Raw genomic sequence first — 25509 nt, 5'->3', positions numbered from 1 at the left:
TTCCGATCTAACTTGAGCCAGTGGTTTTTCCAAGATACGATCCCCTTTTGTATTAAAGTGAACTAGCTCGACCGTAATGTTTGGGTACAGACGTTGTAACTCTGCACTAATATGTTCAGCCTGCCATAGGGCAAGGGCACTTTTTCGCGTGCCGATTCGAATATGGTCTCTCATAGCCTTACCCTTCTTTCTCAAGATTAAACATATCTTTGAATAAATCCCAGTACAAACCTTCTTCCTCTGTACCAGCGATTTCGTTAAAGTGAATCATCGGTTCACGTAACATTTTGCGGATGATCATGCGACTCATTGAGTCCATAATACGGCGCTCCTTATCAGAAATATCAGGCAATTTCGCTAATGCGCGATGTAACTCACGACGGCGAATGCGTTCTGCTTTTTCTGTGAGCAATGCCATCATAGGACGCACAGTCAAATAGCTCAATTTATCTAATAACTCTTCAATAGCATCGTGAATGATAGGCTCTGCACGACGAGCTTCCTCTTCGCGCTGTGCCTTATTTTCTTCAACTACACTTTCAAGAGCGTCGATATTAAACAGGTAAATACCTTCCATATCTGCTACGCCGGGATCAATATCGCGTGGTACCGCAATATCAATCATAACGATTGGCTCACCTTTGCGAAGAGAGGTAATTTTCTTTGCTTCACGTTCAGTAATAATATAGTGCGGCGCCCCTGTAGATGTGATGAGGATATCCGCATCTTTAGCGTAATCTACAAAGTTATCGAGCTTAACAGCTTTACCATTAAATCGCTCTGCTAAAGCCTCTGCCTTGGTAAAGGTTCTATTGGATACAAAAATCGTTTTTACGCCCTTTGCTTGTAAGTGCGTTGCGGTCAACTCACTCATGGTACCAGCACCTAAGATGAGTACCGTCGCTTCAGATAATGGTTTATCTAGGCTGTCCTCCGCAAGGTTAACAGCAGTGTAGCTAACGGATACAGGCGTATTAGCAATACCTGTGTTCGTCCGTACCTTTTTACCAACACTAATAGCGCGTTGGAATAAGATATTAAAAATTGTGCCTGTACAACCTGCGCTATAAGCCTGAATATAAGCCCCTTTTAATTGGCTCAAAATTTGACCTTCCCCCAATACAAGGGAATCAAGACTTGCAGATACACGGAATAGATGTTCAATGCAATCGCGCTCTTCATAGAAGAAAAAGGCATCTTCATCGATATGGTCGGCACCTTTTAAATCCTTTAACACAGCCAGCATATATTCTTTAGGGAACTCTACACCTTCTAAGGCCGCATAGATTTCAGTTCTATTGCATGTAGACAATATAACGCATTCTGCTACACAGTCGAATTCATAGAGGCGGTTTAGTGCTGAAGCAACCTCGTCCTTATCAAACGAGAAACGTTCACGCACCTCAACAGCGGCACTTCTATGATTTAGACCTAATACCACTAATTTCATGGGCAAGTTTCTCCTCTATAGTCCTCCACTCTCCCTTGAGAATGGCTTCAAAAGTTTCTACTGTCAGATGGTTTCGCCAAAATTTCTGTCGAGCCTCTGGGGTAGGAAGTAGTAACTTTACTTCTTCTCTAAATATTTTAAGTCTAGGCATAGCCTTTTGCAACTGACCATAACGATTCATCATATCTTGCCGCACGAGGCGATTGATACGAGGTCCTACGTTATTAGCGCTAATAGCGATGTGAAGATCGCCCAGTTCAAGGGATGAAGGTACAGTAAATCTGCACGCCCTAGGGGCGTCACTGCGATTAGTCCATACGCGGTGTTTTTTCCCCATCTCATACAACGTATCGTTTAATTTGCTATTATCTGTGCAGATAAAGAACAAACTGCTCGTTATAATGTGGTGTTCATCGTCCATTGTGAAAGCACGGTCGTACCACGTGATACGATTATCCTTTGCCCATTGGCAAATCCTATCTGTTACAGTGGGAGCAATTACGACAATGTTGCACGGCTCATCAATAAAGAGCTGTATTCGTCGCTCTGCGACCTCCCCGCCGCCTACGAATAGGATTGTATCTTCTGTTATAGGTTGAAATGTTATGGATACCATGGCTGTCCTACTATATATAAAAAAATCGGCTTGATGGTCAAGCCGATTTTCAATTGCCTACATGAATCGTTTCAGATATACGCCGATACGCCCCTTACGAGATGTACCTGTAATGGCTTCTACCTTCATTCGGCCACGACCACGCATAGAAATCACATCCCCTTCTTTAACTTCTTGGGATGCCCCCTTAGCTGGTTGCCAGTTTACTTGCAATAATCCTGCATTTATAGCGCTTACCAATTTAGTACGAGACACGCTAAAACCAGAACTTGCCACCGCATCTAAGCGCAAAGAAGCAACTGTAGTGCGGACTTCTTTAATTTTTTCTTCTTTTGGTGCAATATCTGATAGCTCAATAGCCTCTACAGATACGGAAACCATAGCGATTTTTGTAAAGTTTTGAATCACAAAGTCTGCTACGCTTTCATCCACCATAATTTGAGCGCCCCCTTGTTGAACGATAACGTCCCCAAATTTGGAGCGATCAATGCCAAGGCCCATCAAGGAGCCTAGCACATCGCGATGGGTAAGCAATCGGAACCGTGGGTCCCAATTTACCTTAAGGGCGCGAATGCCCATGTCCACAGTACCGTTAAAGTCGCTATCTACAAAAGCGATACGTATACGTTCCGCCCCTTCATAGCCACCATCGGTCTTAACGATAAGCTGTGGGTAGTTAGCCTTGATTGCGTCTGCAATGACAAGGCCTGCAGGGCTCGTAAAGTCCGCCACGCGATAAGGGCGACCTTTTACAACCTGCTCAGCCAGGTCAAGCATGCGGCGAGCTTCCTCACCGCTGCCACTGGCTTCAAAATATCGTATTAATTTACTAGTATCTGCCAAAATTATTTCCCCAATTCATTCGACCGAGCAAGACATGCTACTACGCCGTCTTGGAGAGCACTGCGAAGTCCACCTTTTTCCATGGCACCAATACCGGCAATGGTCGTGCCACCTGGACTTGTTACTTGATCTCGTAGTACTGCTGGATGATTGCCACTTTCAAGAGCCATCTTGCCTGCACCATACATCGTTTGAGCCGCAGCCTTGATTGCTAAGTGACGAGGCAATCCGATGCGAACGCCCGCATCAGCTAACGCATCAAGAATGACGAACATATAGCCAGGACCTGCACCAGATAGTGCGCCTAAGCGATCTAAATCAGCTTCGCTTACCACGGCCACTTCGCCAACAGCCTCAAACAAGGCTTGAACATCACGACCAAGATCTGTATGTACATCATCCCCGGCAAGGGCCGTCATGCCTGCACCGATAGAAGCCGGTGTATTTGGCATAGCTCTAAACCAGTTAGCTTGCGGAATTGCTGCATCTAGAGTATCTAAGGTGATACCTGCAGCAACGGAAATCATAACAGTCCCATAAGGTACTTCTTTTAACGTCTCTAATACAGATGGTAACACTTGTGGTTTTACGGCCAAGAGAATAGTATTGTACTCATGCACATTAGGCATAGTCGTAAAACCTACTACACCGAGCTCCTCTGTAAGAGCCTTACATTGTTCTTCGCGACGTACTAGAATGTGCGTATCACTTGCTTTCAACACGCCATGCTGTAATGCACCGCGCAATAGAGCGCCACCCATTGAGCCAACGCCGATAAATAAGGTTTTACCTAACATCGTTGTCACCACCGTTTATAGAGAAATTATTTGTTTTCCCAAGCGTATTCGTTTTGCTCAGTTTTGTTACTTTCATTATCAGAATAATCAATGGAAATATTTACAGGTACGCACATGAAAATGTCCTTACCCACCTTTTCCAATTTACCATCCAATGCAAAAGTCGCACCAGATACGAAGTCCACAATACGTGCTGCTTCATGAGGATCTGTATTTTCAAAGTTAATCAATACAGGACGCATGTCGCGTAATTGATGTGTAATATTTTCAGAATCTTCAAATACTTTTGGTTCAATTACAACTACTTTCATAGCTGTTGGACGTTGTGTCATCGTAGATTGGCCTCCTACCTTGCGTGGATGAAATTCAGATGCGCCGGATACTGGAGCTACTGGAGCTACTGGTGTAGGTTCCGCTTCGTATTCCTCTTCATCTTCATAGTCATAATCATCATATTCATAGTCATCATCATTTTTGCCTAAGAATAAGTTTTTTGCTTTGTCTAAATAATCTCCCAATGCCATTTGGATTTCCTCCTAATACATAACGCTACCGATTACTAGGCAACCCGAGCCTTAATAATACACACGTTCCCCAAAAATTGCTGTGCCTACACGAACGATGTTAGCCCCTTCTTCTAAAGCGACTTCAAAGTCGTGAGTCATCCCCATAGATAAATATTGAATCTGCCCTTCTTCAAAGTAGCCCTTCATATCCTCATACAAGGCGTTTGCTACGCGGAAGATTGGACGTGCTTCCTCTGGATCATCGAAAAATGGTGCCATACACATTAAGCCCCGAACACGGACATGAGGTAATGTCTTTGCATAGTCTCGTATTTCTGGAAACTCTTCAACGGTCATGCCTGTTTTAGATGCTTCACGAGCTACATTAACTTGCAATAACACATCTTGCACCTTATCGTGCTTGGCTGCAACCTTTTCGATTTCATCTAATAATTTACGGCTGTCTACAGAATGAATTAAATCAAACATAGGCACCGCTTGACGCACCTTATTGACCTGTAAATGACCAATCAAATGCCATGTCAATTGTGGACCTTTATAGGTAAGCTGTTTTTCTTTAGCCTCTTGTACTCGATTTTCCCCCACATGAGTAACACCGAGACGTGCGACCTCTTCCACCGCTGATACAGGGTGGTTCTTAGTAACAGCTACTAATAATGCTGTATCTACGCGACCAACGCGCGCCATAGCATCTGCCATGCGCTGCTGTATAGCGTGTAGGGATTCTTCAATCATGTGATTCCCCTTCAATCTATATTTAAAAACCATAAAATATATTTGTATAGACTATTCTATTATATAGTATTTATTATTGATTGTACATCATTTAGGTCTTATAAAGCCTATAAATCTATGTATGTATATACTACCGTTCTTGTAGCATACTAAATAAAGCCATGCGACCTGTTTTAGCAGATTCCCGACGATAGGAATAACAATCTCTATCTGTTACTGTATCGGTACCGCCAATAGCGATATTTTCTTTAGGCACACCATTCACCATAAGTCCTTCGGCGATAAAGTTCCATAAGTTGATATAGGCTTTATCTAGTTTATCACCTGGATAGTTTACAACATCAGCTACACTACGGTCGGTCATACCATGCCAAGCTAATTCAAAACGTTTCCCTAACTCTACATCGACTTCAAAGGATTCTGGCCCAATGCTAGGTCCAAGATAGATATAACAATCTTTGAACTCCGTACCATAAGCCTCGTTCATAGCCTCAATAGTAAGAACTGGCAAATGTCCTATCGCTCCGCGCCAGCCTGCATGTACCGTAGCGATAGCGTGATGCTTAGCATCATAAATACCTACAGCTACACAATCAGCAGTAAATAAAAAAAGCGGTACATTCGGTAATTTTGTAAATATAGCATCACAATCGGCTATGGCTGTATCCTCTCCAAAGGCTCCAGCACCAACGAGATTTTCTGTGATTTCTACAGCATTTAAACCATGTACTTGATTACCACAAGAGATTCGCTCTGGTTCAACACCTAAATATTCAGCAATAATAGCACGGTTTTCACGAACATACTTAGGCTCATCCCCTACGTGAAATGCTAAATTTAGTGATTCATAGGGCTCTTGAGATACACCACCATGACGGTATGTATCACCTATTGTAATAGGAAAACAATCTGCCCAATTAGGAGTTTCATAAGACCAAGTACCATGAGGTCCTTTAACATCTATACGTTTTACAGATTGATTCATAAGTGCCTCCTATTTACATACACCACATCGCTTACAGCCTTGTACACATGGCGGTGTATACGCTTCATCCACAGAGCGTTTCCATTCCATTTCAAGATATCCATCGTCCATCCCCATGTCGAGGTGACTCCATGGTAAGAATTCATCAAAGCTTCGTTCACGATAGTTCATCTCGTCCATATCTAGGCCTGCTGCCTTCATTTCAGCCTTGAAGGACTTACTGCCACGATCTGCTGCACATGCCGCAAGAACAGCGCCAAGACGGCGATCACCACGAGCTAGTATACCTTGGATATATGCCTCTTTAGGTGATTCAACGAGCACCTCGATACGACGATTCTTTTGCAATGCTTTTTTAATATATTGAAGTTTTTTCTCTACCGTTTTTTGATTATCCATAGCCATCCATTGGAATGGTGTAAAAGGCTTCGGAATAAATGGATTGATACTGAGCGTTAAACGACCTTTACAGCCTACCTCTGCCATATGGGCTTGCGTCCGTTCTGCCAGACCTACAATTGCTTCAATATCCTCGTCAGTTTCCGTTGGCAACCCAATCATAATGTAGAGTCGCATATGTTGGATACCAGACTTAGCTGATAAAGTGGCCGCATTTTGTAAATGCTCTTCGCTAATGCCCTTATTGATGACGCGCCGCAATCGTTCACTGCCCGTTTCTGGCGCAATGGTAATCGTCTTTTGCCCACTATCTGCCAAGCCATCTACAACGGCTTGCGTTAAGGAGTCCGCCCGCAAGGACGCACAAGAGTAGCGCATATCTTTAGAACGAATGTAATTAACTAACTCATCTACCTCTGGATAATCAGAAATAGCGGCCCCCATAAGGCCTACCTTTTTACCTAATTTCTCTGCTCTATCTACGCCTTCTTTTAATATTTCTAACGGTCGTACGCGCGGTACACGGAAACAATAGCCGGCCATACAGAATCGACAATGCCGTCCACAACCACGTGCAACCTCGATGATGTACATAGCGCCAAATTCTGTATAGTTTGTTGCTACTACGGTTTCGCCACCACTAGTGAGCATTTCAAAGTGGCGTTTAATCGTTGTTGGTGCACCTTCAGCAATATGGTAACCTTTAAATTCGCCGTCGTCACTGTAAATTGGCACGTATAAGGATGGTACATACACGCCAGATATATTCGCTAATTGACGCAAAATAGCATGTCGATCTAGACCCTCCATTTTGCCATCGCGAATGATATCTAGAACGCGACTAACGATACCTTCCCCTTCACCGATGATGAAAGCATCGATAAAGTCCGCAAAAGGCTCTGGATTAAAGGTAGCACATGGGCCACCGGCAATAACGATAGGATCAAATTCGGTGCGGTCTTTCCCCATAATAGGTACGCGTCCATGACGTAACATCAACGGAATATGGAAATAGTCCATTTCAAAGGTCACGTCAAAGGCCACCACATCAAATTGATGCATAGGCCTCTGTGTTTCAACACTCATCAACGGTGTCTTAGTCTTATCGTATGCTTCTAATTCTTTCTTCTCAGGCAAGAAAATGCGTTCACATACGCTATCATTGCGTAAGTTGATTTCCTCATAAATAATGTGCAGACCAAGATTACTCATGCCTACAAAATATGTATTGGGATAGACGATTGCTACCTTTTGCCCTGCATGAGGGTTTACAGTAACCCGACTATCTTCGTCTTTATATAATTCTTGTAATCGATCAATTAAATCTTTACGATTCACTAGTTCCCTTTCTATATAAGCCCACTATGAATAGTGGGCTTAAAAATACTACATATTAGATTTTAAAATTTAGATTTCAATGTATTTTTAGTAGAAATAGTTTTAGTTTTTAAAGCACTTACAATTTGAGGACGATGTTTTCTTTCATACGGATAGATGACTACCTCACCATCTTTGTATTCAGCAATATATACATCTTTTATTTTATACCCTTGCTTTTCAACCTCTGCTTCAAGCCACTCTTCTTCTTTTTCAATTACATCTAATGTAAAATGGTTAATTTGACCATCATCAATAAGGTCAAATTTAATATTCTCATCACTAAATTGAACTACGCTGAGCTGACCATTTTGCTCCAATACAGCACGCTTAACATCCGTAACATATTGAACACCTGCTGTACGAAGCTTTAACTTAAGCTCCGCCGCTTGAATGCCATAACGCATACATTCTTCTGTTAAGATATGACCTTTTTCAATAACAATTACAGGATGTCCATCCAAAATAGTTTTAAAGAATCGGAGATTTCCTTTTAAGAACTTAAGCGTCATTACAAGTATAGTCCATAAAATGAGGACTAACATAAACTGTAAAATACCGATTTGGTCATTGTAAATAATGGCACCGATAATACCACCAAGTACATAGTTTTGTAATTGGTCCAAAGCAGAGGTTGGCGCTAAGTTGCCCTTCCCCATTAAGTTGATTTGTAAGATAATCGCCAAGAGACCGATGGCGAGTTTGGCAAAGACCATCCCATAGACGGCCATAGCTTCTGTCATTTACGTTCCTCCTTATGGTAATACGTCCGCTTTATCATGAATACGATCTGTTGGGCTCATCTTATACACACGAGTAATTGTATAGGTTGTAAATTCTGGATTAAACTGAACCTCATAATAATCATCGCTTACCTTTAAAATCATACCATTGCGAATTTTTAAGGAGTTAACCGCTAATTGCTCACTTGGTACAGAACGATCAGCACTAAAAGAATGTAAAAATTGAGCCATACGAGAGGAGTCTTCAGAATATGTTTTCATTCGATTATACTCTTGATACTCAAGGCCTAAGAAAAATACTACAATTAAAGACAAAATAACCAATAAATCCCGATAGCGATTAGTAAAACCATTTCGCAATACCTGTACACCTAGAACGAGCAATGCTAAAAGAATGGCAACAAAAACGATAAAGCCCCATGTTTGGCCTGTCACAGCCTGACTTTCAACATAGGCCAAAGTGTAAAAATCCATATCGTTCTCCTTTCATATATTATTCTTTATTATATCACAAATAAATATGATAATAACCAACAACGATTTATAAAAAATAGAGCTACCACAATGATAGCTCTATTAAACAGTTACTATACTAATTTATTTACATTCACGGTACACGATGATATAAGCATGGGTATTCGCTGTAAAACCAGATTCTAATTCTAGTTCAACTTCTAAAATAGCATCATCAACGTCACCTTTATAATAGGCCTTACGTTGTTCTGCGGAATAGAAATACATAGCCGCATTATATTCATTACCTGCTTGTACTGGAATTGTGATGGTAACAGGCTGTGTTTCAATATTCTTTGTTTTAGTACCCACATTATCCGTTGTGTAATATACGGATTCAATGGTATGTTCTCCTGGTGTTACTGCCACAATGACTTGACCATATTGACCAGTTTTATGATCAATAGTAGAAAGGTCCTTACCATCAACCTTTACAGATTTACCATAAATATGAAGAATCGCTTTATTAGCATTCTCTTGTACAAATTGTTGTTCACCGGCTTGTCGTTTTTTATTGAACTTCATAAATACGGCAAACAAAATGGCCCAAATGACTGCAACCGCTACGATGATAATAATAGTTGTAGAACTCATAGTATCTCTCCTTATACCAAAATATACTACACTGACTCTACGTTAACTATATCATACGTACTAGTATTACTCAATAAAAAACGACCCCAAATGGGGTCGCTTTCAGTAAGCTTATGCTTATCAAGAAATTACTACAGTAATCTCTTATTTCAACCAGCTCATCAAGTTGCGAAGTTCTGCACCAACTGGTTCGATTGGATGGTTTGCAGCTGCTTCACGATGTTCTTTAAGGAATTTTTGACCATTTTTGGAATCAGCCAAGAATTCGTCAGCGAATTTACCAGATTGGATATCAGCCAAGATTTGTTCCATAGCTTTTTTAGTATCTGCAGTAATTACGCGAGGACCTGCATGGTAGTCACCATATTCAGCAGTGTTGGAAATGGAGTGGCGCATTTTTTGGAAGCCACCTTCGTAGATAAGGTCTACGATCAATTTCATTTCATGCAAGCATTCGAAGTAAGCGTTTACAGGTTCATAACCAGCTTCTGTTAATACTTCGAAACCAGTTTTGATCAATTCAGTAACACCGCCGCACAATACAGCTTGTTCACCGAAGAGGTCAGTTTCAGTTTCAGATTTGAAGTTAGTTTCCAAGATACCGGAACGGCCACCACCGATACCAGAAGCCCATGCTAATGCAACTTCTTCAGTATCGCCAGATGGGTCTTTTTCTACTGCGTACAAGCAAGGAACGCCGGAGCCTTCTTGGTATGTACGACGTACTAAATGACCAGGGCCTTTAGGAGCTACCATGAATACGTTGATGTCTTCACGAGGTACGATTTTACCAAAGTGAATGTTGAAGCCGTGAGCAAATGCCAAATATGCGCCTTGTTTCAAGTTAGGAGCGATATCTTGTGCATATACGTCTGCTTGTAATTCGTCAGGAATCAATACCATAACGATGTCAGCGCCTTTAACTGCTTCTGCAGTTTCTTTAACTGTAAGGCCTGCTTCTTCTGCAGCTTTCCAGCTAGAAGAACCACCACGAAGACCAATTGTTACGTCCATACCATTTTCTTTCAAGTTCAATGCATGCGCATGACCTTGAGAACCGTAACCTAAAACTGTAATTTTTTTGCCTTCCAATTTGCTCAAATTACAATCTGCATCATAATAAACTGTAGTACCTAAAATTTTACCTGCCATACTAGACAACCTCCAATATATATTCAATAGAATATTTAATATATATACTGTACACAATCTCACAAATAAATGCAAGATTTGTAGTGTATATCGTAATTTATCGAATAGTCAAATAGACTAATCTACAACTTAAATTTGTACCCTTTTTGTATTAAGAAAAAATGAATTATCCCAATTTTAGCTCTTATTTAACTATAATCCATGGGCGATTTTTCTCCCATACTACAGATACATCAATACCAAATACGTCGCTTAGAATTTCATCTGTCAAGATGTCTCGCTTCTTGCCTTTATACACAATGAGGCCATCTTTAATAATAGATACATGTGTAATACTGGGCATAATCTCTTCAATTTGATGAGATACATAAATAAAAGGCTTATGCTCCTCTCGTGCCATATTCTCAACAGTTCTTAAGAATTGCTCGCGAGCAGGCAAATCAAGTCCAGAGCAAGGCTCATCTAGAATGAGCAAATCTGGATTAGCCATAATAGCCCGTGCTAATAATACGCGGCGCTGTTCACCAGCAGATAGTGTATGAAATCTATGGCCTTCCAAATAGGACAAACCAAACTCAGACAATAATTGAATTCCTCGTTCGCGCACCTCAGGATCTACCTTCTGATAGATACCGATACTATTAAAAGCACCAGAAATAACAACATCTTCTACCACTTGTTTATCCAAGGTGGACTGGAATTGTCCAAGCGCCGAACTAACAAAGCCTAATCGGGCCTTGATCTTAGGCCATGCATATTTACCAAATTCATGACCAAATACGCGTAATAGTCCTGTTGTAGGAATTTGGTAAGCTGGAATCATGCTGAGCATCGTCGATTTACCAGCCCCATTGAGACCTAATAAGGCCCAATTCTCCCCTTCTTCAACATGCCAATTAATGCCTTTTAAAATTTCGCGGCCTTCACGACGAAACTTGACGTCTTCATAATGGAGTAATTCACTACTCACACAACCATCTCCTAAATCTTTTCTCCACGGCTCATTGCGGTAATGCCAGTTTTGGCAATTTCAAGGACACCATAAGTTTCCATAATTTGAATGAAACCGCGTAATTTTTCTACGCTACCAATTACTTCAATAATCATAGAAGTAGGAGAAATATCGAGCACATTGCCACGATATACATCGGCAATTTGTACAATTTGAGAGCGTGTTGCAGCAGTTGCTTTTACCTTGATAAGCATTAACTCACGGCACACCACATCATGATCTTCAAAGACTTTAACCTTTACCACATCAATGAGCTTGTAAATTTGTTTTTGAATTTGATCCAAGATGCGATCATCTGCCTCAACGGTGAGGGTAATACGAGCGTAGCCTGGTGTATTTGTAATACCAGATGTCATCTTTGTAACATTAAAACCACGACGGTTAAAGAGTGCCAATATACGTGCACCAATGCCTGCTGTATTTTTTGCAATTACTAAGACTTGATGTTCTCTCGCCATTATAGCACCCCTTTCTTGCCCATCATACCACTTACGGTACCGCCAGCTGGAATCATCGGCAATACATTATCTTCTCTTGCTACACGACAATCCAAGATGATACTTTCATCAGATGTAATGAAAGATTTAAATTCTTTATTGAAATCCTCTACATTATCGATACGAGCGGCTTTCAAATCAAAGGCATCTGCCAATTTCAAGAAGTCTGGACTCGTTTCCAAATCTACATAGGAATAACGGCGGTTATTAAAGATTTGTTGCCATTGACGAACCATGCCAAGGTAACCATTATTAATGATAACAATCTTAATTGGTAAATTATATTGGCGAACCATCATGAGCTCTTCGAAGGTCATTTGGAATCCACCATCACCAACAACAAGGATTACTTGTTTATGAGGTGCCCCCACTTGAGCCCCAATGGCAGCTGGTAAACCATAGCCCATGGTACCTGCACCACCAGATGTAACAATGGTATGAGGTTTTTTATGAGTTAAGAATTGAGCCGCCCACATTTGATGTTGGCCTACGTCAGTTACAATAACTGCATCCTCTTTAGCAATCTTGTTAAGTTCGGATAATACGTATTGAGGATGTAGTACACCATCTTTAGATTCAGGAATTACCATAGGATATTCCGCTTGCCATTCACGAATTTGTCCGATCCACGCTTCATGACTTGTAGGTTCTACAAGCGCATTAAGTTCAGATAAAACTCGCTTCAAGTCACCTACAATTGGTACGTTAATAGTAACGTTTTTATCAATTTCTGCTGGATCGATATCGATATGAATGATTTTAGCTTTTTTACAGAAGAAATCTGGATGACCTGTAATGCGATCGTGGAAGCGAATACCGGCCGCAATAACAAGGTCTGCTTCTTCTGTACTATTATTAGCCGCTACAGAGCCATGCATACCCACCATACCGAGAGCAAGCTCATGGTTACCTGGGAAACCACCAAGGCCAACTAATGTATTTGTTACAGGAATTTGAGCCTTTTCTGCCAATTCCTTTAACTCATCCATAGCGCCAGATTTCAATACACCGGCACCGGCAATGATGAGCGGACGTTTCGCATTTTTAATGAGTGTAGCCGCTTTCTTAATTTGCCCTTGATGACCTTTATAGGTTGGATCATAACCTTCAAGATGGATAGGTACTTCATATAATTTATTGTATTCTGTCATGGATATTTTTTCTGTTTGAATATCCTTTGGAATATCGATAAGAACAGGTCCTGGACGACCTGTACTAGCAATAAAATACGCTTCTTTGATGATGCGAGGTAAATCGCGAATATCTTGAACAAGGTAGTTATGTTTTGTAATCGGCATGGTAATACCTTGGATATCTGCTTCTTGGAAGGAATCCTTACCAATAAAGGGACGACCAACCTGACCAGTAATGGCCACCATAGGTACAGAATCCATGTAAGCAGTCATAATACCTGTAACAAGATTAGTTGCACCAGGACCGGATGTAGCAAGGCATACGCCTACTTTTCCAGATACGCGTGCATAACCATCTGCTGCATGGGCTGCACCTTGTTCATGGCGAACAAAATAATGTTTAATTTCAGGGAAGCTATAAATTTCATCATAAATTGGAATTACCGCGCCACCTGGATAACCGAACATGTCGGTTACACCAAGGCGATGCAATGTTTCAAGGACAATGCGTGCCCCATTGATTGTTTCTGCGCTCATAGGAACCCTTTCGACCAGCTATTCAGATAAAATCTCGCTGGAATTTAATCGTTTAATAATGTAACCATTATTTTTGAAAGTATCAATAATGTGTTTGATGTGTTCTTCACCATTTGTTTCTACAGTCACTTGCAATTCCACTTCATGGAAGCGGTCAAGGTTTTTAAACTGATTATGATCAAGTTTAATAACGTTTGCATCCGCATCTGCAAGCATTTCAGATACAGCAACCAATTGACCTGGTTTATCTGGAAGGTTGACAGAGAAAGTGAAGATACGACCACGTAATACGAGACCTTTATTGATCATAGAAGAAATCGTAAGTACGTCGATATTACCACCACTAACAATGGCTACTGCCTTTTTGCCTTTACAGTCTAATTTTTTTAGACCTGCTAATGGTAAAATACCGGAGTTTTCTGCTACTAACTTATGTTTTTCTACAAGCAACAAAAATGCTTCCATCAATTCATAATCAGAGACAGTAACAATTTCATCTACATATTTCTTAATATATTTTAATGTAGTTTCGCCGATTTGACGTACAGCTGTACCATCTGCGATAGTTGCCACCTCACTAAGTGGTACAGGATGATCTGCTTTTAACGCAGCTATTGCACTAGCCGCGCCTTCTGGTTCTACACCAATAATTTTAATGCTAGGATTTTTTAATTTTGCCGCAGCTGCGATACCAGAAACAATACCGCCACCACCAACAGGAACTAGCAATACATCCGCATCAGGCAATTCCTCAAGAACTTCTAATGCAATTGTACCTTGCCCTTCGATAACATCTTCGTCATCAAAAGGATGTACGAACACATATCCGTGCTCTTGTTGTAATTCCATCGCTTTTTGGTAAGCTTCATCATAAATCTCACCATGTAGAACGACTTCGGCACCATATTGTTTTGTAGCATTCACCTTGATGAGAGGTGTATGTTTTGGCATGACGATTGTCGCTTTAATGCCTAGACGTTTTGCAGCAAGCGCTACACCTTGCGCATGGTTACCGGCAGACGCGGCAATAACGCCGCGCGCCTTTTCTTCTTCTGTTAATTTTGCAATTTTATTATAGGCACCACGAACCTTAAAGGAACCTGTTATTTGCAAGTTTTCTGGCTTGATATATACATCATTGCCACTTTCATCGGAGAACACATCACTGTGAAGCAATTTTGTTTTCACCGTGATTGTGCTTAATCGCTCACGAGCCTCCATAAAATCATACAACTTATGCATGTACTCTATCTCCTCTAGTTAGTATTAATGAAAATCTACTATTAGTCTTCAAATACTTCGATAGCACCTTGTGCTGCAGAGGATACATGAAGAGCGTATTTTTTAAGGTATCCAGTTACATTGGATTTGAATGGTTTCAATGCGGCTTTACGACGAGCGATTTCATCGTCAGATACAGCTAATTCCAATTTGCCGTTTGGAATATCGATGTTGATGATATCACCATCTTCAACAACGGCGATTGTACCACCTGCAGCTGCTTCTGGAGATACGTGACCGATAGATGCACCACGTGTAGCACCAGAGAAACGACCGTCAGTCAACAAGGCTACGTCTTTATCAAGACCCATACCTGCAATCATAGATGTTGGTGTCAACATTTCGCGCATGCCAGGACCGCCTTTAGGGCCTTCGTAACGAATAACTACCACATCACCTTTTACGATTTTACCGCCTGTAATAGCTTCAACAGCTTCTTCTTCGCTGTTGAATACCTTTGCTGGGCCAGAGTGAACGAGCATATCATCATCTACGGCACCAGCTTTTACAACGGAACCGTCTACTGCAAGGTTACCTTTAAGAACTGCAATGCCACCTGTTTCATGAACAGGATTGTTCCATGGATGGATAACATCTTCATCCACAACATGAGCTGCCTCTGCAATTTCACCTTGTGTCTTAAGAGCTACAGTTTTGCAATCTGTATGCAAACGACCATTTTCTGCTAAGCGTTTCAACACCGCAGATACACCACCTGCAGCATACAAGTCTTCAATGAAGTATTTACCAGATGGAGAAAGTTTGGACAATTGAGGTGTGTTTTGTGCAATGCGATCGAAGTCGTCCAAGGACAATGGTACACCTGCTTCATGAGCGATAGCTGGCAAATGAAGTGCTGTATTAGAGGAACCACCCAAAGCCATATCTAGAGCTACTGCATTTTCAAAGGCTTCGCGTGTCATAATGTCTTTAGGACGAAGGTTTGCTTTCAATACCTCTACTGCTTGCATACCTGCTAATTTAGCAAGACGTAAACGTTCGGAGTATACTGCTGGAATTGTACCATTACCAGGAAGGCCCATACCAAGAGCTTCTGTTAAGCAGTTCATTGTATTAGCTGTGTACATACCAGAGCAAGAACCACATGTAGGACATGCTGTATTTTCGATTTCAGCTAACTCAGCATCACCCATTTCACCAGTTTGATGTTTACCTACTGCTTCGAATACATCAGACAAACCGATTTTTTTGCCATTATGTACGCCTGCAAGCATAGCACCACCAGACACGAATACGGATGGAATGTTTAGACGAGCTGCAGCTATCAACATACCAGGTACTACTTTATCGCAGTTTGGAATAAATACCATAGCATCAAATGGTGTTGCCATAGCTGTTGCTTCGATGGAATCAGCGATGATATTACGAGTTACCAAGGAGTATTTCATACCGATGTGGTTCATCGCCAAGCCGTCACAAATACCAATTGTATTGAACTCGATTGGCACACCACCTGCGTTGCGAATGCCGTCTTTTACGGCTTGTACAATATTTTTCAAGCCCACGTGACCAGGGATAATTTCGTTGAAAGAGTTCGCAATACCAATGACTGGTCTGCCCATTTCTTCATCAACAAAACCAAGAGCTTTTAGCAAAGATCTGTGTGGTGCACGTGCTACGCCTGTTTTTAAATTGTCACTTCTACAACTCATGTTAATCTCCTCACTTTTCTTGAAAGTATCCACTTGGATGCCTTTCAACTGAATAAAAAAAGACGATTCTTATGAATCGTCTTAAAAGTTTACAAATGATATTCCTTTTGTTTACAGAATTCCGATATACATAAACAATCCTATGTACCCCTTGGAATAAATACACATAAGAAACAAACCGTATAGTCAATTCTTATTGATTGTATATTAAACCATTCGTGGAACTTCTAAGACAAAAACGTGTTAAGTTGTTGTTCATAATTCGAATGTCTTTAATAATCACGACGAGCGCGATAATCAACAAGCTAATGACTAAACCCAACATGTTTCCTCCTAAAGTAATCTGTAATCATAAAATAATAATAACACTTTATATAATGTCGTGCAATAAATATTCTATAGATTTATCATATAAATTATTAAAGTTTACCATATATAAAAACTATAGCAATAACAATAATACACTGCCTATCTAATACACATAGAAAATAAAACGATAACAAACTACTAAACAGATAGCGCAAACAAAAAATCCCCCACTACTGTGAGAGATTTTTGAATATTATAGAATACCGAATAGCCACATGCCAAGGGTACCGCCCCAGAAGTGAATTAAGAAGCTAACCACAGAAATAGCAAGGCCTACACGCCACCATGTTCCTTGTGGTACATAACCAGCACCGAAGAAGATTGGCGTTACACCAGAACTATAATGTGTTAATGTACAGCCAGGGCTGTTCATCAAACCAAAGAGCAAAATGGTAAACGGAATTGGTGCGCCCATTGCTACCAAGATAGCTGCAAAGGCGGAGAATAACGCTGTAATACGCGCTGTACCACTGGCAAAGAAATATTGAGAGTATACAAAGGTTGCAGAGATAATAAAGGATGCCCAGAACCAATCAATACCTACCAGATGTTGACTTACAAAATCTGCAAATACAGCTACTACGCCTAGTTTACCAAGGAGACCTGCCATACCTACGAGCGTCCCCATCCAGATAAGGATATCCCAACCAGTACGTTCACCGAGAATATCTTCCCATGTAAGGGAACCCGTTACTACACAAGCAAGAACGCCCATCATAGCAACTACAGTAGGATGTAACTTCGTCCAAATTGCTGTAGCCCAAAGTAAGATACAAAGTACAAAGATAATAGCCACAGAAATTTCAGCCTTCGTAATCGGCCCAAGCGCATCTAACTCTTTTTGAGCCATTTCAGCTGCTTGTGGAGTTTCTTTAATTTCTGGTGGATAGATTTTATAGATAAACCAAGGCATCAAAATCATACAAATCACACCAGGGATCACACCAGCTTGGAACCATTCCCACCAAGAAATATCATAACCAAATAATTTAGCCCCTAATGATGTAATCAATAAGTTACCACTACAAGCAGTTAAGAAAATAGTTACGGTTATAGTGTTTATCGTATGAGCCGTAGTCATCAAGTACGCCCCTATGCGACGAGCTGTACTACCATTCGGTTCAGAGTCAAAAGCTAAGGAAATGTTTTGTACGATTGGGAAAATAATACCGCCCCCACGCGCCGTATTAGATGGTGTGGCAGGAGAAATAATAAGATCCGTACAAGCCAATGCATAGGCTAACTTTAAGGAACTAGTACCAAACGCACGAATCAAGGTATACGCAATACGCTTACCGAGACCAGAGTTAATAATACCTCTAGAAAAGAATACAGCTGCCACGATAAGCCATACATTAGCCTCAGCATAACCACCTAATGCTTGTACCATGGTAATAGAATTTGTTGCTACTGCTGCAACAATACCAAAGAGTGCCATAATGCCTGTTGGCCAAGGTCGTAAAATAAAACCTACAATTGTAGCCGTGAAGATAGCTAATAAATGCCATCCTTCAGGCTTAATCGCCTCCGTATGAGGCAAGAACCAAATCACAAGTCCTACCAGTACCGTCAGTGCGGCGCGTGTAAAGGTATTCATAGAACCTCCCTATCAAACTACACATATCAACAGCTACTGTTGATTATAAAAAACTATATGGCGGTCATCACACATAACCGCCATATAAATTAGCAACTTTCCAAAAATTCTTTAATCTTTGGATCAGAACGCAATGTATCCATCTCTTCAGGGGTTAATAATTTTACCTTGTCCCGATCTTGGTTAACCAAGCAAAGGAATCCGATATAATCTCCTTTATTAGCCCGGAATTGATGAATCGTTTTACCTGGGATCTCAATAAAATCACCAGCTTCTACATCATGGATTTCATCGCCTAATAAGACTTGACCCTTCCCACGGAATATCATAACCATATGTGTATGTTCATGATATTCTAGTGTGGAGTAACCACCTGGCAAGCATTCAAAATAGCGGAATTGGCATGGAATATCAAAGGCCCCATCGTATAAAACTTGACGTGTTACATCTTTAAAAGGGCTACCATCTTGCTTGTATACCAAGGTATCGACGCCATCCCACTTGAAATTTTTAGCATCAAACTTGCGTATCATTTTATTACCTCTTTATGAAAAAAGGCTGCATCGAAACAGTGTTTCAATACAGCCCTATGGGTTCGATTATTTGAAGAAACGTTTCAATGTTCCTAGTAAACCATGACTATGTTTTTGTACACCATCTGTAACGCTTTCTACTTCAAAGCCTGTACGTTCAATAGCTTTTGTAATAACTTCAACAGATGCTTTTGCTGGATCAAAAGAAACAGTCGCTGTTTTCTCTGGCAAATTTACCTCTGCGCTCAAAACACCAGGTAAACCAAGGGATGCACCTTCAACAGTTTCTTTACAGTTGTTGCACATCATACCAGGTACAGTAAATACCTTTGTTACAACGCCATTATCTTCACCACAACCACAATCTTTGCACATAGTGATACCTCCTATTAATCGTTAGCTTCTTTATGTTTATCGTCGTTTTTTGCCCCTGCTGTCACGTCGATAGTAGTCGCTTTTTTAACGGCTTCTTTCGTTTCATCAACAGCTTTTTTAGGGCCGGAAATAGCATCTTTAAATTCATTGATGCCCTTACCAATAGCTTTACCTACTTCAGGCAATTTACCAGGTCCGAAGATAACTAGAGCGATCACTAATATAACTATTAATTCAGGTGTTCCTATAGATCCCATATGTATCTCCTTTATATTTACTAAAATTTACACCTTTTAGTGTACATCATTATAGGCTGCCTTGTCCACATACCAGGTCATAGCTTCTTGTGAAAGTACAGCACCAGGCAATGTACGACCAATGCGTTTTTCCCACGTTAAATCCTCGTAATCCTCGCGTTGGTACAATACCTTTGTCAATGCAGTTCGCTTACTTTCACCAGTTACAGTAAACCAAACGGCATCGGATTTAGCCAAGAATGAGAATGTCATGGAAATACGTTCCCATACCTTGCCATCCTCGACGGCAACCACATCTTGATCGGCCACGCGAAGCGCGTGAGAGCCTGCAAATAATCCTGCTGTATGGCCATCTTCGCCTAGATCTAGCAAAGCCAAATCGAGACCAGATTTCTTACACGCCTTGAGGACATTGCGAACCTCTTTTTCATATTCTTCAGCCGCTTCTAATACGGTTTTAGAATCCGTATTGATTGGCAAGAAGTGAGCAGCCCCCTTTGCCTTACATAGCAAATGAGGTTTTACGCGATTAAAGTAATTATCCTCATTCGATTGCGGTAGGAAACGTTCATCAGTCCACAAGAAGAATATGCGTTCCCAATTGAGGCGCTCAATATATTCAGGTGAGTTAAGTAATTCTAACAAACCATTTACGACAGTGCCCCCAGTAATACCAACAACGCACGTTTCTGTACGACTAATTTCATCATTGGTGAAAGCAATAAAGTCCTCTGCCAAGGCTTGGACCACATCACTAGGACTGTCATAACATTTAATTGTATCTTGAGCCATGTAATAATGACCTCCTAAAACTATTATAATAGTACTATTATATCACTTTTACTTCATAATAAAAGCAAAAACCGATGTAACTCAATATATAGAGCCACACCGGTTCGAATTATATTAGTAACTGCTTATAAAATACATGATATTCCAAAGAATTACAAGAGAATAATTATTATTTTTGACCAAATTTAGGGCGACGACGTTCAGTGAATGCGCGTACGCCTTCCTTAAAGTCTTCAGAAAGACCTAAGGAGCATTGATTTTCTACTTCAAACTTCTTGTACTCTTCCCAGCCAGATAAGAAGCTATTCCACATCATTTCTTTCATAACGCGGTAAGATTGTGCAGGACCTTTTGCTAATTTCTCTACAAGACGTCTTGTAGCAGTTTCTAGATCTTCTAATTCACAAACTTTATATACAAAGCCAAGTTCTTTACCTTTTTCAGCAGATACGGCTTCACCAGTCATAACGATATGCATAGCACGGTTCATGCCAATGGATCGAGTCAACAAGAACAAACCACCTGCATCTGGAGCAAGACCTACGTTCACGAATGCTTGAATGAAGCGTACATTATTGGCTGCTACCACAAAGTCTGCAGCTAACGCCATATTGAATGCCGCACCTGCTGCAGCGCCTTGAAGGCTCATGATAACAGGTTTAGGTAAGCGTTTCATAGCCATAGAAATTTGAGCTACCAGCTCAACAATTTCAAACAAAGACTCTGTATCGCCATCATTTACAGCGCGTTCCATTTCTGTTAAGTCGCCACCAGCAGAGAATACTTTACCCTCTGCATTGATGAGCAATGCACGAACACTTTCATCGTTGTGTGCTTTATCTAAAACCTCAAGGATCTCCTTGCACATTTCGATGTTAAAACCATTCGCCACTGCAGGACGATTGAATGTCAACGTACCAATGCCGTTGTCCACTACGTACTGAATTGTATTATAAATCATATGAGTTCTCCTATATGAAAATACCTTTTCGAAAAAATTCGATTATTATACTTCTATTATAGGGGAATTAAATATAGATGTAAACGTAAAAATAAATTTCCACTCTAACGACAATATTATATTAATCATAGTATAAAAAAACACCTGCAGACAATGTCTGCAGGTGTAATAACCTGTTTTCCAAATATTAACGTTTGGAGAATTGGCTTGCTTTGCGGGCTTTTTTAAGACCGTATTTTTTACGTTCTTTCATACGTGGGTCACGAGTCAAGAAGCCAGCTTTTTTCAAAGATTGACGAAGTTCGCCATCTACGTCCAATAACGCACGGGAGATACCGTGACGAATTGCACCAGCTTGACCAGAAGGACCGCCACCAGCTACAGTTGCGATTACATCGTATTGTTCAACTGTGTTAGTCAAGTTCAAAGGTTGTTTTACGATCAATTCCAAAGTTTGGCGACCGAAATATTCATTAAGTTCACGTTTGTTAACAGTGATTTTACCTGTGCCCGGTACCAGACGAACTCTAGCAACGGAAGATTTTCTACGACCAGTGCCGTAATATTGTGCTACTGCCATTATATGTTCCTCCCTCTAGATTATCGTACGGAAATTTCTAATACTTCTGGTTTTTGAGCTGCATGTGGATGCTCAGGACCAGCGTATACGTTTAATTTACGGTATTGTTGTGCACCCAATTTATTTTTTGGAAGCATACCACGAACTGCCATTTCAACAACACGTTCAGGTTGTTTTTCAAGCATCATGGACAATTTAGTGAAACGGGAACCACCTGGGTAACCAGAGTGACGGAAGTATTCCTTTTGTTCCAATTTTTTACCAGTTACGCGAATTTTTTCTGCGTTTACAACGATCACATGGTCACCAGTGTCTACGTGTGGTGTGAAAGTTGGTTTATTTTTGCCCCGAAGAACTTTTGCAACTTCGGCAGCAAGGCGTCCTAAAGTTTTACCTTCAGCGTCAACAACATACCATTTCCGTTCGATTGTGTTCGGATTGGCCATAAATGTAGTTTTCATGCTGCATATCCTCCTAATAACGTCATAATTCTACCAAAATCAGCTTGTCCTTTGCTTCCGGGGCTAATGGAAACACGACTAAAGCTTACTCAAAATAGTATACAGATTTTGGTGTTCTATGTCAATTGTTTTTTGCACCGTTATAGCCCATTAACAGTGACATGTCATAAAGAAAAACCACCCAATTCTGAGTGGTTTTCCCATAAGCGCCAAATTATTTGGAGTACAATTCGACGATAAGTGTTTCGTTAACTTCGATAGGAAGTTCTTCACGTTGAGGAAGACGAGTGAATGTAGCTTTGAAGCCTTCCAAGTCTTTTTCAATGTAAGGAAGTTCGAAAGAACGAAGTTCTTGGAAGTTAGTTTTGAACATTTCGTTGTCACGAGATGCTTCGCGCAATTCGATTACATCGCCTGGTTTGCAGGAGAAGGAAGGAATGTCTACGCGACGACCGTTTACCAAGATGTGGCCATGGTTTACCATTTGACGAGCTTGACGAATGGAGTTACCGAAGCCGATGCGATATACAAGGTTATCAAGACGTTGTTCCAAAAGGATCAACATGTTTTGACCTGTAACACCTTGCATTTTTTTCGCTTTATCATAATAGCGTACGAACTGGCGTTCTAGCAAGTTATAGTAAGCTTTAACTTTTTGTTTTTCTAATAATTGTGTGCCATACTCAGACATTTTTTTCTGACGTTGGTCTTTTTTGACGCGATTCAAGGCTTTTGCGTGACCGAATACGTTCACACCAAAGCGACGACAAAGTTTGAATCGAGCCTCTCTTCTCGTTGCCATGTGATTATCACCTCATAAGATTAATATAAACCTGTACCTACACATAATGGTACCCATGTATAATATCATTTTCATTTACTTATGTCAATTATTGATAATGGTGAAAGTCATTGAAATAAGTGCATAATCGCATTAATTTATCACTATTTTTTACGATAATATTGCTCACTATATCGATTGCGCATGCTTCATCATATTTTATAGATTTAGATGAAAAAACAATTATAGTATGCTACAATATTAGTAAGAAAGGTAATAGGTATCATTGGAGTTTTATGTCAATATTGGGGGAATACTATGAAAGAGTTACCTACAATGCAAGAGCTACAAAGTTTTATTACCTATAATAAAACAGGAAGCTTTACATTAGCTGCACAATCTATGAACATTACACAATCAGCTTTCAGCGCTCAAATGAAAAAATTAGAGCGTCTAGTTGGTGTGAAATTAATTTCCCGCTCTACACGAGGTAGCCGTTTGACACCAGAAGGTGAATTATTCCTACCAGAAGCAGAACAAGTTCTCGACACATTGGAACGTGCTATTCAATCGATTCGTTTAGCCAGCAAGGTAGAACGTCCAATCTTAAATATTGGTGTATTGCGTAGTTTAGGGGACATTCGTCTTAACGGATATGTATCCCACTTCTTCCAAAATCACCCTGAGTTCTCTGTCAGCATTTATGACATGGAAGAAGAAGAGTTGATGCTCGACTTACGCGAAAATCGTATCGACATTGCCCTCCTCTACTTACCAAATAACAAGGATATGTCAGCATATGAATCTACAGCCCTTCGCGAGGACGAATTCGTATACTATGCACCAAACATTATCGATAATATGGAAGTTGCTAGCTTGAAAGCAATTCAACAACAACCGTTGCTTATGTATCCACCTAAGTACTTTATGTATCGCACATTGAAAAACTATGTAGGTAACGGCCAACAAAACCTACATATTAGAGGTAGCCGTTTATCCAACCCATATACAATGATCGACTACTGCAAAAAAAATAAATCTGGCTGCATCGTAGCACGCCAAATCTTAAATTCTTTAAATATCAATGATGGCTTCATACCTTTAGAAAAACCATTTAAACTACAAGTGTGCTTCGCATTCAAGAAGAATAACTCTAAATCCGAAACAATGCATACCTTTATGGATTATGTGCATAGCGAATCACCAGCACGTTTATAAGAACGAACCAAAGCCTGTACACAAATACGTGTACAGGCTTTTTTATTGCCCTCTACCGCAACAAGTTGTAAAATAGAGAATAGATTTCAATTAATATTGTGAGGTTATTATGCTCTTATCTATTTTCTTCTTTATATTGGCTGGTTTAGCTGAAATTGGCGGCGGTTATCTCGTATGGCTATATATGCGCGACGATAAAAGTCCTATCTATTTACTGGCTGGTGCGATCATCCTATTTTTATACGGCATCATCCCTACCTTCCAACCGGAAGCAAGCTTTGGTAAAGTTTACGCAGCCTATGGTGGCGTATTTATCGCCCTCTCCATCCTATGGGGTTGGCTCATCGATGGTTTACGACCAGACACATATGATATCATCGGTGGTCTCGTATGTCTTGTGGGCGTTTATATCATCATGTACGCACCGCGTTAAATACTAAGAATCCAACTACTACATAAAGAACAACAATAACTACATAAAGTGCAAAGAGTACAACCACTACAGTTGTACTCTTATTTTTATTACTATTGTCCTATTACTATTGTTTTATATAGGTAACTATTTTCCTATAACTATGACCTTAAATAAATAGCTATTCCTTTACCTATAAATATATCTTGTTTACTATAACAAAAAAGCGGTCATCCAAAGATAACCGCTTACGTTGGTGGACGATGACAGGATCGAACTGCCGACATCCTGCTTGTAAGGCAGGCGCTC

Annotated in this window: 29 protein-coding genes and 1 pseudogene; 2 read left to right on the top strand and 28 right to left on the bottom strand. The window is 40.4% G+C overall.

Translation table 11 applies throughout. From position 1 onward, the window contains the following. From QZR70_RS03560 to rpsD, 28 genes and pseudogenes are all read right to left on the bottom strand, one after another. Positions 1 to 174: pseudogene (locus tag QZR70_RS03560) on the bottom strand (hydroxymethylbilane synthase); the annotation flags it as partial. A 4-nt stretch (positions 175 to 178) separates the two neighbouring features. Further along, positions 179 to 1450, bottom strand: coding sequence for a glutamyl-tRNA reductase (hemA, locus tag QZR70_RS03555; RefSeq protein WP_295793167.1), 1272 nt, complete (start codon positions 1448 to 1450; stop codon positions 179 to 181). Then, positions 1419 to 2066, bottom strand: a complete 648-nt coding sequence (locus tag QZR70_RS03550) for a bifunctional precorrin-2 dehydrogenase/sirohydrochlorin ferrochelatase (protein ID WP_295793163.1) — start codon at positions 2064 to 2066, stop codon at positions 1419 to 1421. The genes hemA and QZR70_RS03550 overlap by 32 nt, the downstream gene beginning before the upstream one ends. A gap of 57 nt (positions 2067 to 2123) precedes the next feature. Next, a complete protein-coding gene (locus QZR70_RS03545) occupies positions 2124 to 2909 on the bottom strand; it encodes an RNA-binding protein (RefSeq protein ID WP_009350993.1) in 786 nt (261 codons plus the stop codon). 2 nt (positions 2910 to 2911) lie between these two features. Further along, positions 2912 to 3706, bottom strand: a complete 795-nt coding sequence (proC, locus tag QZR70_RS03540) for a pyrroline-5-carboxylate reductase (RefSeq protein WP_295793161.1) — start codon at positions 3704 to 3706, stop codon at positions 2912 to 2914. A 26-nt stretch (positions 3707 to 3732) separates the two neighbouring features. Beyond that, positions 3733 to 4230 carry a cell division protein SepF gene (gene sepF / locus QZR70_RS03535; RefSeq protein WP_105089674.1) on the bottom strand — a complete coding sequence of 166 codons (498 nt, stop codon included), beginning with the start codon at positions 4228 to 4230 and terminating at the stop codon, positions 3733 to 3735. Between the two features lie 51 nt (positions 4231 to 4281). Continuing rightward, positions 4282 to 4968, bottom strand: coding sequence for a YggS family pyridoxal phosphate-dependent enzyme (locus tag QZR70_RS03530; RefSeq protein WP_295793158.1), 687 nt, complete (start codon positions 4966 to 4968; stop codon positions 4282 to 4284). A 130-nt stretch (positions 4969 to 5098) separates the two neighbouring features. After that, a complete protein-coding gene (pgeF, locus tag QZR70_RS03525; protein ID WP_295793156.1) occupies positions 5099 to 5953 on the bottom strand; it encodes a peptidoglycan editing factor PgeF in 855 nt (284 codons plus the stop codon). Between the two features lie 9 nt (positions 5954 to 5962). Continuing rightward, entirely contained in the window at positions 5963 to 7690 is a 1728-nt protein-coding gene (locus tag QZR70_RS03520; protein ID WP_295793154.1) for a radical SAM protein, read from the bottom strand. Between the two features lie 62 nt (positions 7691 to 7752). Then, the gene (locus QZR70_RS03515; RefSeq protein ID WP_295793152.1) at positions 7753 to 8472 is read right to left on the bottom strand and encodes a DUF421 domain-containing protein; all 720 of its coding nucleotides are present in this window, start codon (positions 8470 to 8472) and stop codon (positions 7753 to 7755) included. Positions 8473 to 8484: 12 nt separating this feature from the next. Beyond that, complete coding sequence (locus QZR70_RS03510) at positions 8485 to 8946, bottom strand: DUF3290 family protein (RefSeq protein ID WP_295793150.1); 462 nt, start codon at positions 8944 to 8946, stop codon at positions 8485 to 8487. Positions 8947 to 9069: 123 nt separating this feature from the next. Beyond that, entirely contained in the window at positions 9070 to 9579 is a 510-nt protein-coding gene (locus tag QZR70_RS03505; protein WP_295793149.1) for a hypothetical protein, read from the bottom strand. Positions 9580 to 9723: 144 nt separating this feature from the next. Continuing rightward, entirely contained in the window at positions 9724 to 10731 is a 1008-nt protein-coding gene (ilvC, locus tag QZR70_RS03500; protein ID WP_004695212.1) for a ketol-acid reductoisomerase, read from the bottom strand. A 184-nt stretch (positions 10732 to 10915) separates the two neighbouring features. Further along, the gene (locus QZR70_RS03495; protein WP_295793147.1) at positions 10916 to 11701 is read right to left on the bottom strand and encodes an ABC transporter ATP-binding protein; all 786 of its coding nucleotides are present in this window, start codon (positions 11699 to 11701) and stop codon (positions 10916 to 10918) included. 11 nt (positions 11702 to 11712) lie between these two features. After that, complete coding sequence (gene ilvN, locus QZR70_RS03490; protein ID WP_024066649.1) at positions 11713 to 12201, bottom strand: acetolactate synthase small subunit; 489 nt, start codon at positions 12199 to 12201, stop codon at positions 11713 to 11715. Next, positions 12201 to 13910 carry a biosynthetic-type acetolactate synthase large subunit gene (gene ilvB / locus QZR70_RS03485; RefSeq protein ID WP_295793145.1) on the bottom strand — a complete coding sequence of 570 codons (1710 nt, stop codon included), beginning with the start codon at positions 13908 to 13910 and terminating at the stop codon, positions 12201 to 12203. Before ilvB ends, ilvN begins: the two co-directional genes overlap by 1 nt. Positions 13911 to 13928: 18 nt before the next feature. Next, positions 13929 to 15152, bottom strand: coding sequence for a threonine ammonia-lyase (gene ilvA / locus QZR70_RS03480; protein ID WP_105094168.1), 1224 nt, complete (start codon positions 15150 to 15152; stop codon positions 13929 to 13931). 41 nt (positions 15153 to 15193) lie between these two features. Further along, positions 15194 to 16864 (bottom strand): dihydroxy-acid dehydratase, encoded by a 1671-nt coding sequence (gene ilvD / locus QZR70_RS03475; protein WP_295793142.1) that lies wholly within the window; start codon positions 16862 to 16864, stop codon positions 15194 to 15196. Positions 16865 to 17057: 193 nt separating this feature from the next. Beyond that, on the bottom strand, positions 17058 to 17189 hold the full coding sequence (locus tag QZR70_RS03470) for a hypothetical protein (RefSeq protein ID WP_024066646.1): 132 nt from the start codon (positions 17187 to 17189) through the stop codon (positions 17058 to 17060). Positions 17190 to 17426: 237 nt separating this feature from the next. After that, positions 17427 to 18830 carry a DASS family sodium-coupled anion symporter gene (locus QZR70_RS03465; protein WP_295793140.1) on the bottom strand — a complete coding sequence of 468 codons (1404 nt, stop codon included), beginning with the start codon at positions 18828 to 18830 and terminating at the stop codon, positions 17427 to 17429. A gap of 89 nt (positions 18831 to 18919) precedes the next feature. Next, positions 18920 to 19363 (bottom strand): cupin domain-containing protein, encoded by a 444-nt coding sequence (locus QZR70_RS03460; RefSeq protein WP_295793138.1) that lies wholly within the window; start codon positions 19361 to 19363, stop codon positions 18920 to 18922. A 66-nt stretch (positions 19364 to 19429) separates the two neighbouring features. Further along, complete coding sequence (locus tag QZR70_RS03455) at positions 19430 to 19738, bottom strand: heavy-metal-associated domain-containing protein (protein WP_295793136.1); 309 nt, start codon at positions 19736 to 19738, stop codon at positions 19430 to 19432. 14 nt (positions 19739 to 19752) lie between these two features. Continuing rightward, entirely contained in the window at positions 19753 to 19995 is a 243-nt protein-coding gene (locus QZR70_RS03450) for a twin-arginine translocase TatA/TatE family subunit (RefSeq protein ID WP_004695192.1), read from the bottom strand. Positions 19996 to 20031: 36 nt separating this feature from the next. Next, positions 20032 to 20787 carry a 6-phosphogluconolactonase gene (pgl, locus tag QZR70_RS03445; protein ID WP_295793135.1) on the bottom strand — a complete coding sequence of 252 codons (756 nt, stop codon included), beginning with the start codon at positions 20785 to 20787 and terminating at the stop codon, positions 20032 to 20034. 169 nt (positions 20788 to 20956) lie between these two features. Then, complete coding sequence (locus QZR70_RS03440) at positions 20957 to 21748, bottom strand: enoyl-CoA hydratase (RefSeq protein WP_287512939.1); 792 nt, start codon at positions 21746 to 21748, stop codon at positions 20957 to 20959. Positions 21749 to 21935: 187 nt separating this feature from the next. Further along, positions 21936 to 22328 carry a 30S ribosomal protein S9 gene (rpsI, locus tag QZR70_RS03435; RefSeq protein WP_005377846.1) on the bottom strand — a complete coding sequence of 131 codons (393 nt, stop codon included), beginning with the start codon at positions 22326 to 22328 and terminating at the stop codon, positions 21936 to 21938. Between the two features lie 20 nt (positions 22329 to 22348). After that, a complete protein-coding gene (gene rplM / locus QZR70_RS03430) occupies positions 22349 to 22789 on the bottom strand; it encodes a 50S ribosomal protein L13 (protein WP_005381375.1) in 441 nt (146 codons plus the stop codon). Positions 22790 to 23003: 214 nt separating this feature from the next. Continuing rightward, a complete protein-coding gene (rpsD, locus tag QZR70_RS03425) occupies positions 23004 to 23591 on the bottom strand; it encodes a 30S ribosomal protein S4 (protein ID WP_004695181.1) in 588 nt (195 codons plus the stop codon). A 297-nt stretch (positions 23592 to 23888) separates the two neighbouring features. Between rpsD and QZR70_RS03420 the strand changes: the two genes are divergently transcribed. Then, on the top strand, positions 23889 to 24788 hold the full coding sequence (locus QZR70_RS03420; RefSeq protein WP_295793132.1) for a LysR family transcriptional regulator: 900 nt from the start codon (positions 23889 to 23891) through the stop codon (positions 24786 to 24788). 109 nt (positions 24789 to 24897) lie between these two features. Further along, on the top strand, positions 24898 to 25221 hold the full coding sequence (locus QZR70_RS03415) for a YnfA family protein (RefSeq protein WP_295793131.1): 324 nt from the start codon (positions 24898 to 24900) through the stop codon (positions 25219 to 25221). The last annotated feature ends 288 nt before the right edge of the window (positions 25222 to 25509 follow it).

The organism is uncultured Veillonella sp. (genome assembly GCF_900545205.1).
Classification (GTDB): Bacteria; Bacillota; Negativicutes; order Veillonellales; family Veillonellaceae; genus Veillonella.
The sequence above is the reverse complement of the archived record's forward strand: the minus strand, read 5'-3'. Positions and strand labels throughout refer to the sequence as shown.

What these genes read in the sequence shown, in the direction of transcription:
- ilvB (WP_295793145.1), bottom strand. Translation starts at nt 13,910, where the DNA reads ATGAGCGCAGAAACAATCAATGGGGCACGCATTGTCCTTGAAACATTG.
- ilvC (WP_004695212.1), bottom strand. Translation starts at nt 10,731, where the DNA reads ATGGCAGGTAAAATTTTAGGTACTACAGTTTATTATGATGCAGATTGT.
- ilvD (WP_295793142.1), bottom strand. Translation starts at nt 16,864, where the DNA reads ATGAGTTGTAGAAGTGACAATTTAAAAACAGGCGTAGCACGTGCACCA.
- ilvA (WP_105094168.1), bottom strand. Translation starts at nt 15,152, where the DNA reads ATGCATAAGTTGTATGATTTTATGGAGGCTCGTGAGCGATTAAGCACA.
- pgl (WP_295793135.1), bottom strand. Translation starts at nt 20,787, where the DNA reads ATGGCTCAAGATACAATTAAATGTTATGACAGTCCTAGTGATGTGGTC.
- QZR70_RS03450 (WP_004695192.1), bottom strand. Translation starts at nt 19,995, where the DNA reads ATGGGATCTATAGGAACACCTGAATTAATAGTTATATTAGTGATCGCT.
- QZR70_RS03460 (WP_295793138.1), bottom strand. Translation starts at nt 19,363, where the DNA reads ATGATACGCAAGTTTGATGCTAAAAATTTCAAGTGGGATGGCGTCGAT.
- sepF (WP_105089674.1), bottom strand. Translation starts at nt 4,230, where the DNA reads ATGGCATTGGGAGATTATTTAGACAAAGCAAAAAACTTATTCTTAGGC.
- QZR70_RS03550 (WP_295793163.1), bottom strand. Translation starts at nt 2,066, where the DNA reads ATGGTATCCATAACATTTCAACCTATAACAGAAGATACAATCCTATTC.
- QZR70_RS03530 (WP_295793158.1), bottom strand. Translation starts at nt 4,968, where the DNA reads ATGATTGAAGAATCCCTACACGCTATACAGCAGCGCATGGCAGATGCT.
- QZR70_RS03505 (WP_295793149.1), bottom strand. Translation starts at nt 9,579, where the DNA reads ATGAGTTCTACAACTATTATTATCATCGTAGCGGTTGCAGTCATTTGG.
- ilvN (WP_024066649.1), bottom strand. Translation starts at nt 12,201, where the DNA reads ATGGCGAGAGAACATCAAGTCTTAGTAATTGCAAAAAATACAGCAGGC.
- QZR70_RS03420 (WP_295793132.1), top strand. Translation starts at nt 23,889, where the DNA reads ATGAAAGAGTTACCTACAATGCAAGAGCTACAAAGTTTTATTACCTAT.
- pgeF (WP_295793156.1), bottom strand. Translation starts at nt 5,953, where the DNA reads ATGAATCAATCTGTAAAACGTATAGATGTTAAAGGACCTCATGGTACT.
- hemA (WP_295793167.1), bottom strand. Translation starts at nt 1,450, where the DNA reads ATGAAATTAGTGGTATTAGGTCTAAATCATAGAAGTGCCGCTGTTGAG.
- QZR70_RS03465 (WP_295793140.1), bottom strand. Translation starts at nt 18,830, where the DNA reads ATGAATACCTTTACACGCGCCGCACTGACGGTACTGGTAGGACTTGTG.
- rplM (WP_005381375.1), bottom strand. Translation starts at nt 22,789, where the DNA reads ATGAAAACTACATTTATGGCCAATCCGAACACAATCGAACGGAAATGG.
- QZR70_RS03510 (WP_295793150.1), bottom strand. Translation starts at nt 8,946, where the DNA reads ATGGATTTTTACACTTTGGCCTATGTTGAAAGTCAGGCTGTGACAGGC.
- proC (WP_295793161.1), bottom strand. Translation starts at nt 3,706, where the DNA reads ATGTTAGGTAAAACCTTATTTATCGGCGTTGGCTCAATGGGTGGCGCT.
- rpsD (WP_004695181.1), bottom strand. Translation starts at nt 23,591, where the DNA reads ATGGCAACGAGAAGAGAGGCTCGATTCAAACTTTGTCGTCGCTTTGGT.
- QZR70_RS03470 (WP_024066646.1), bottom strand. Translation starts at nt 17,189, where the DNA reads ATGTTGGGTTTAGTCATTAGCTTGTTGATTATCGCGCTCGTCGTGATT.
- QZR70_RS03455 (WP_295793136.1), bottom strand. Translation starts at nt 19,738, where the DNA reads ATGTGCAAAGATTGTGGTTGTGGTGAAGATAATGGCGTTGTAACAAAG.
- rpsI (WP_005377846.1), bottom strand. Translation starts at nt 22,328, where the DNA reads ATGGCAGTAGCACAATATTACGGCACTGGTCGTAGAAAATCTTCCGTT.
- QZR70_RS03440 (WP_287512939.1), bottom strand. Translation starts at nt 21,748, where the DNA reads ATGATTTATAATACAATTCAGTACGTAGTGGACAACGGCATTGGTACG.
- QZR70_RS03415 (WP_295793131.1), top strand. Translation starts at nt 24,898, where the DNA reads ATGCTCTTATCTATTTTCTTCTTTATATTGGCTGGTTTAGCTGAAATT.
- QZR70_RS03515 (WP_295793152.1), bottom strand. Translation starts at nt 8,472, where the DNA reads ATGACAGAAGCTATGGCCGTCTATGGGATGGTCTTTGCCAAACTCGCC.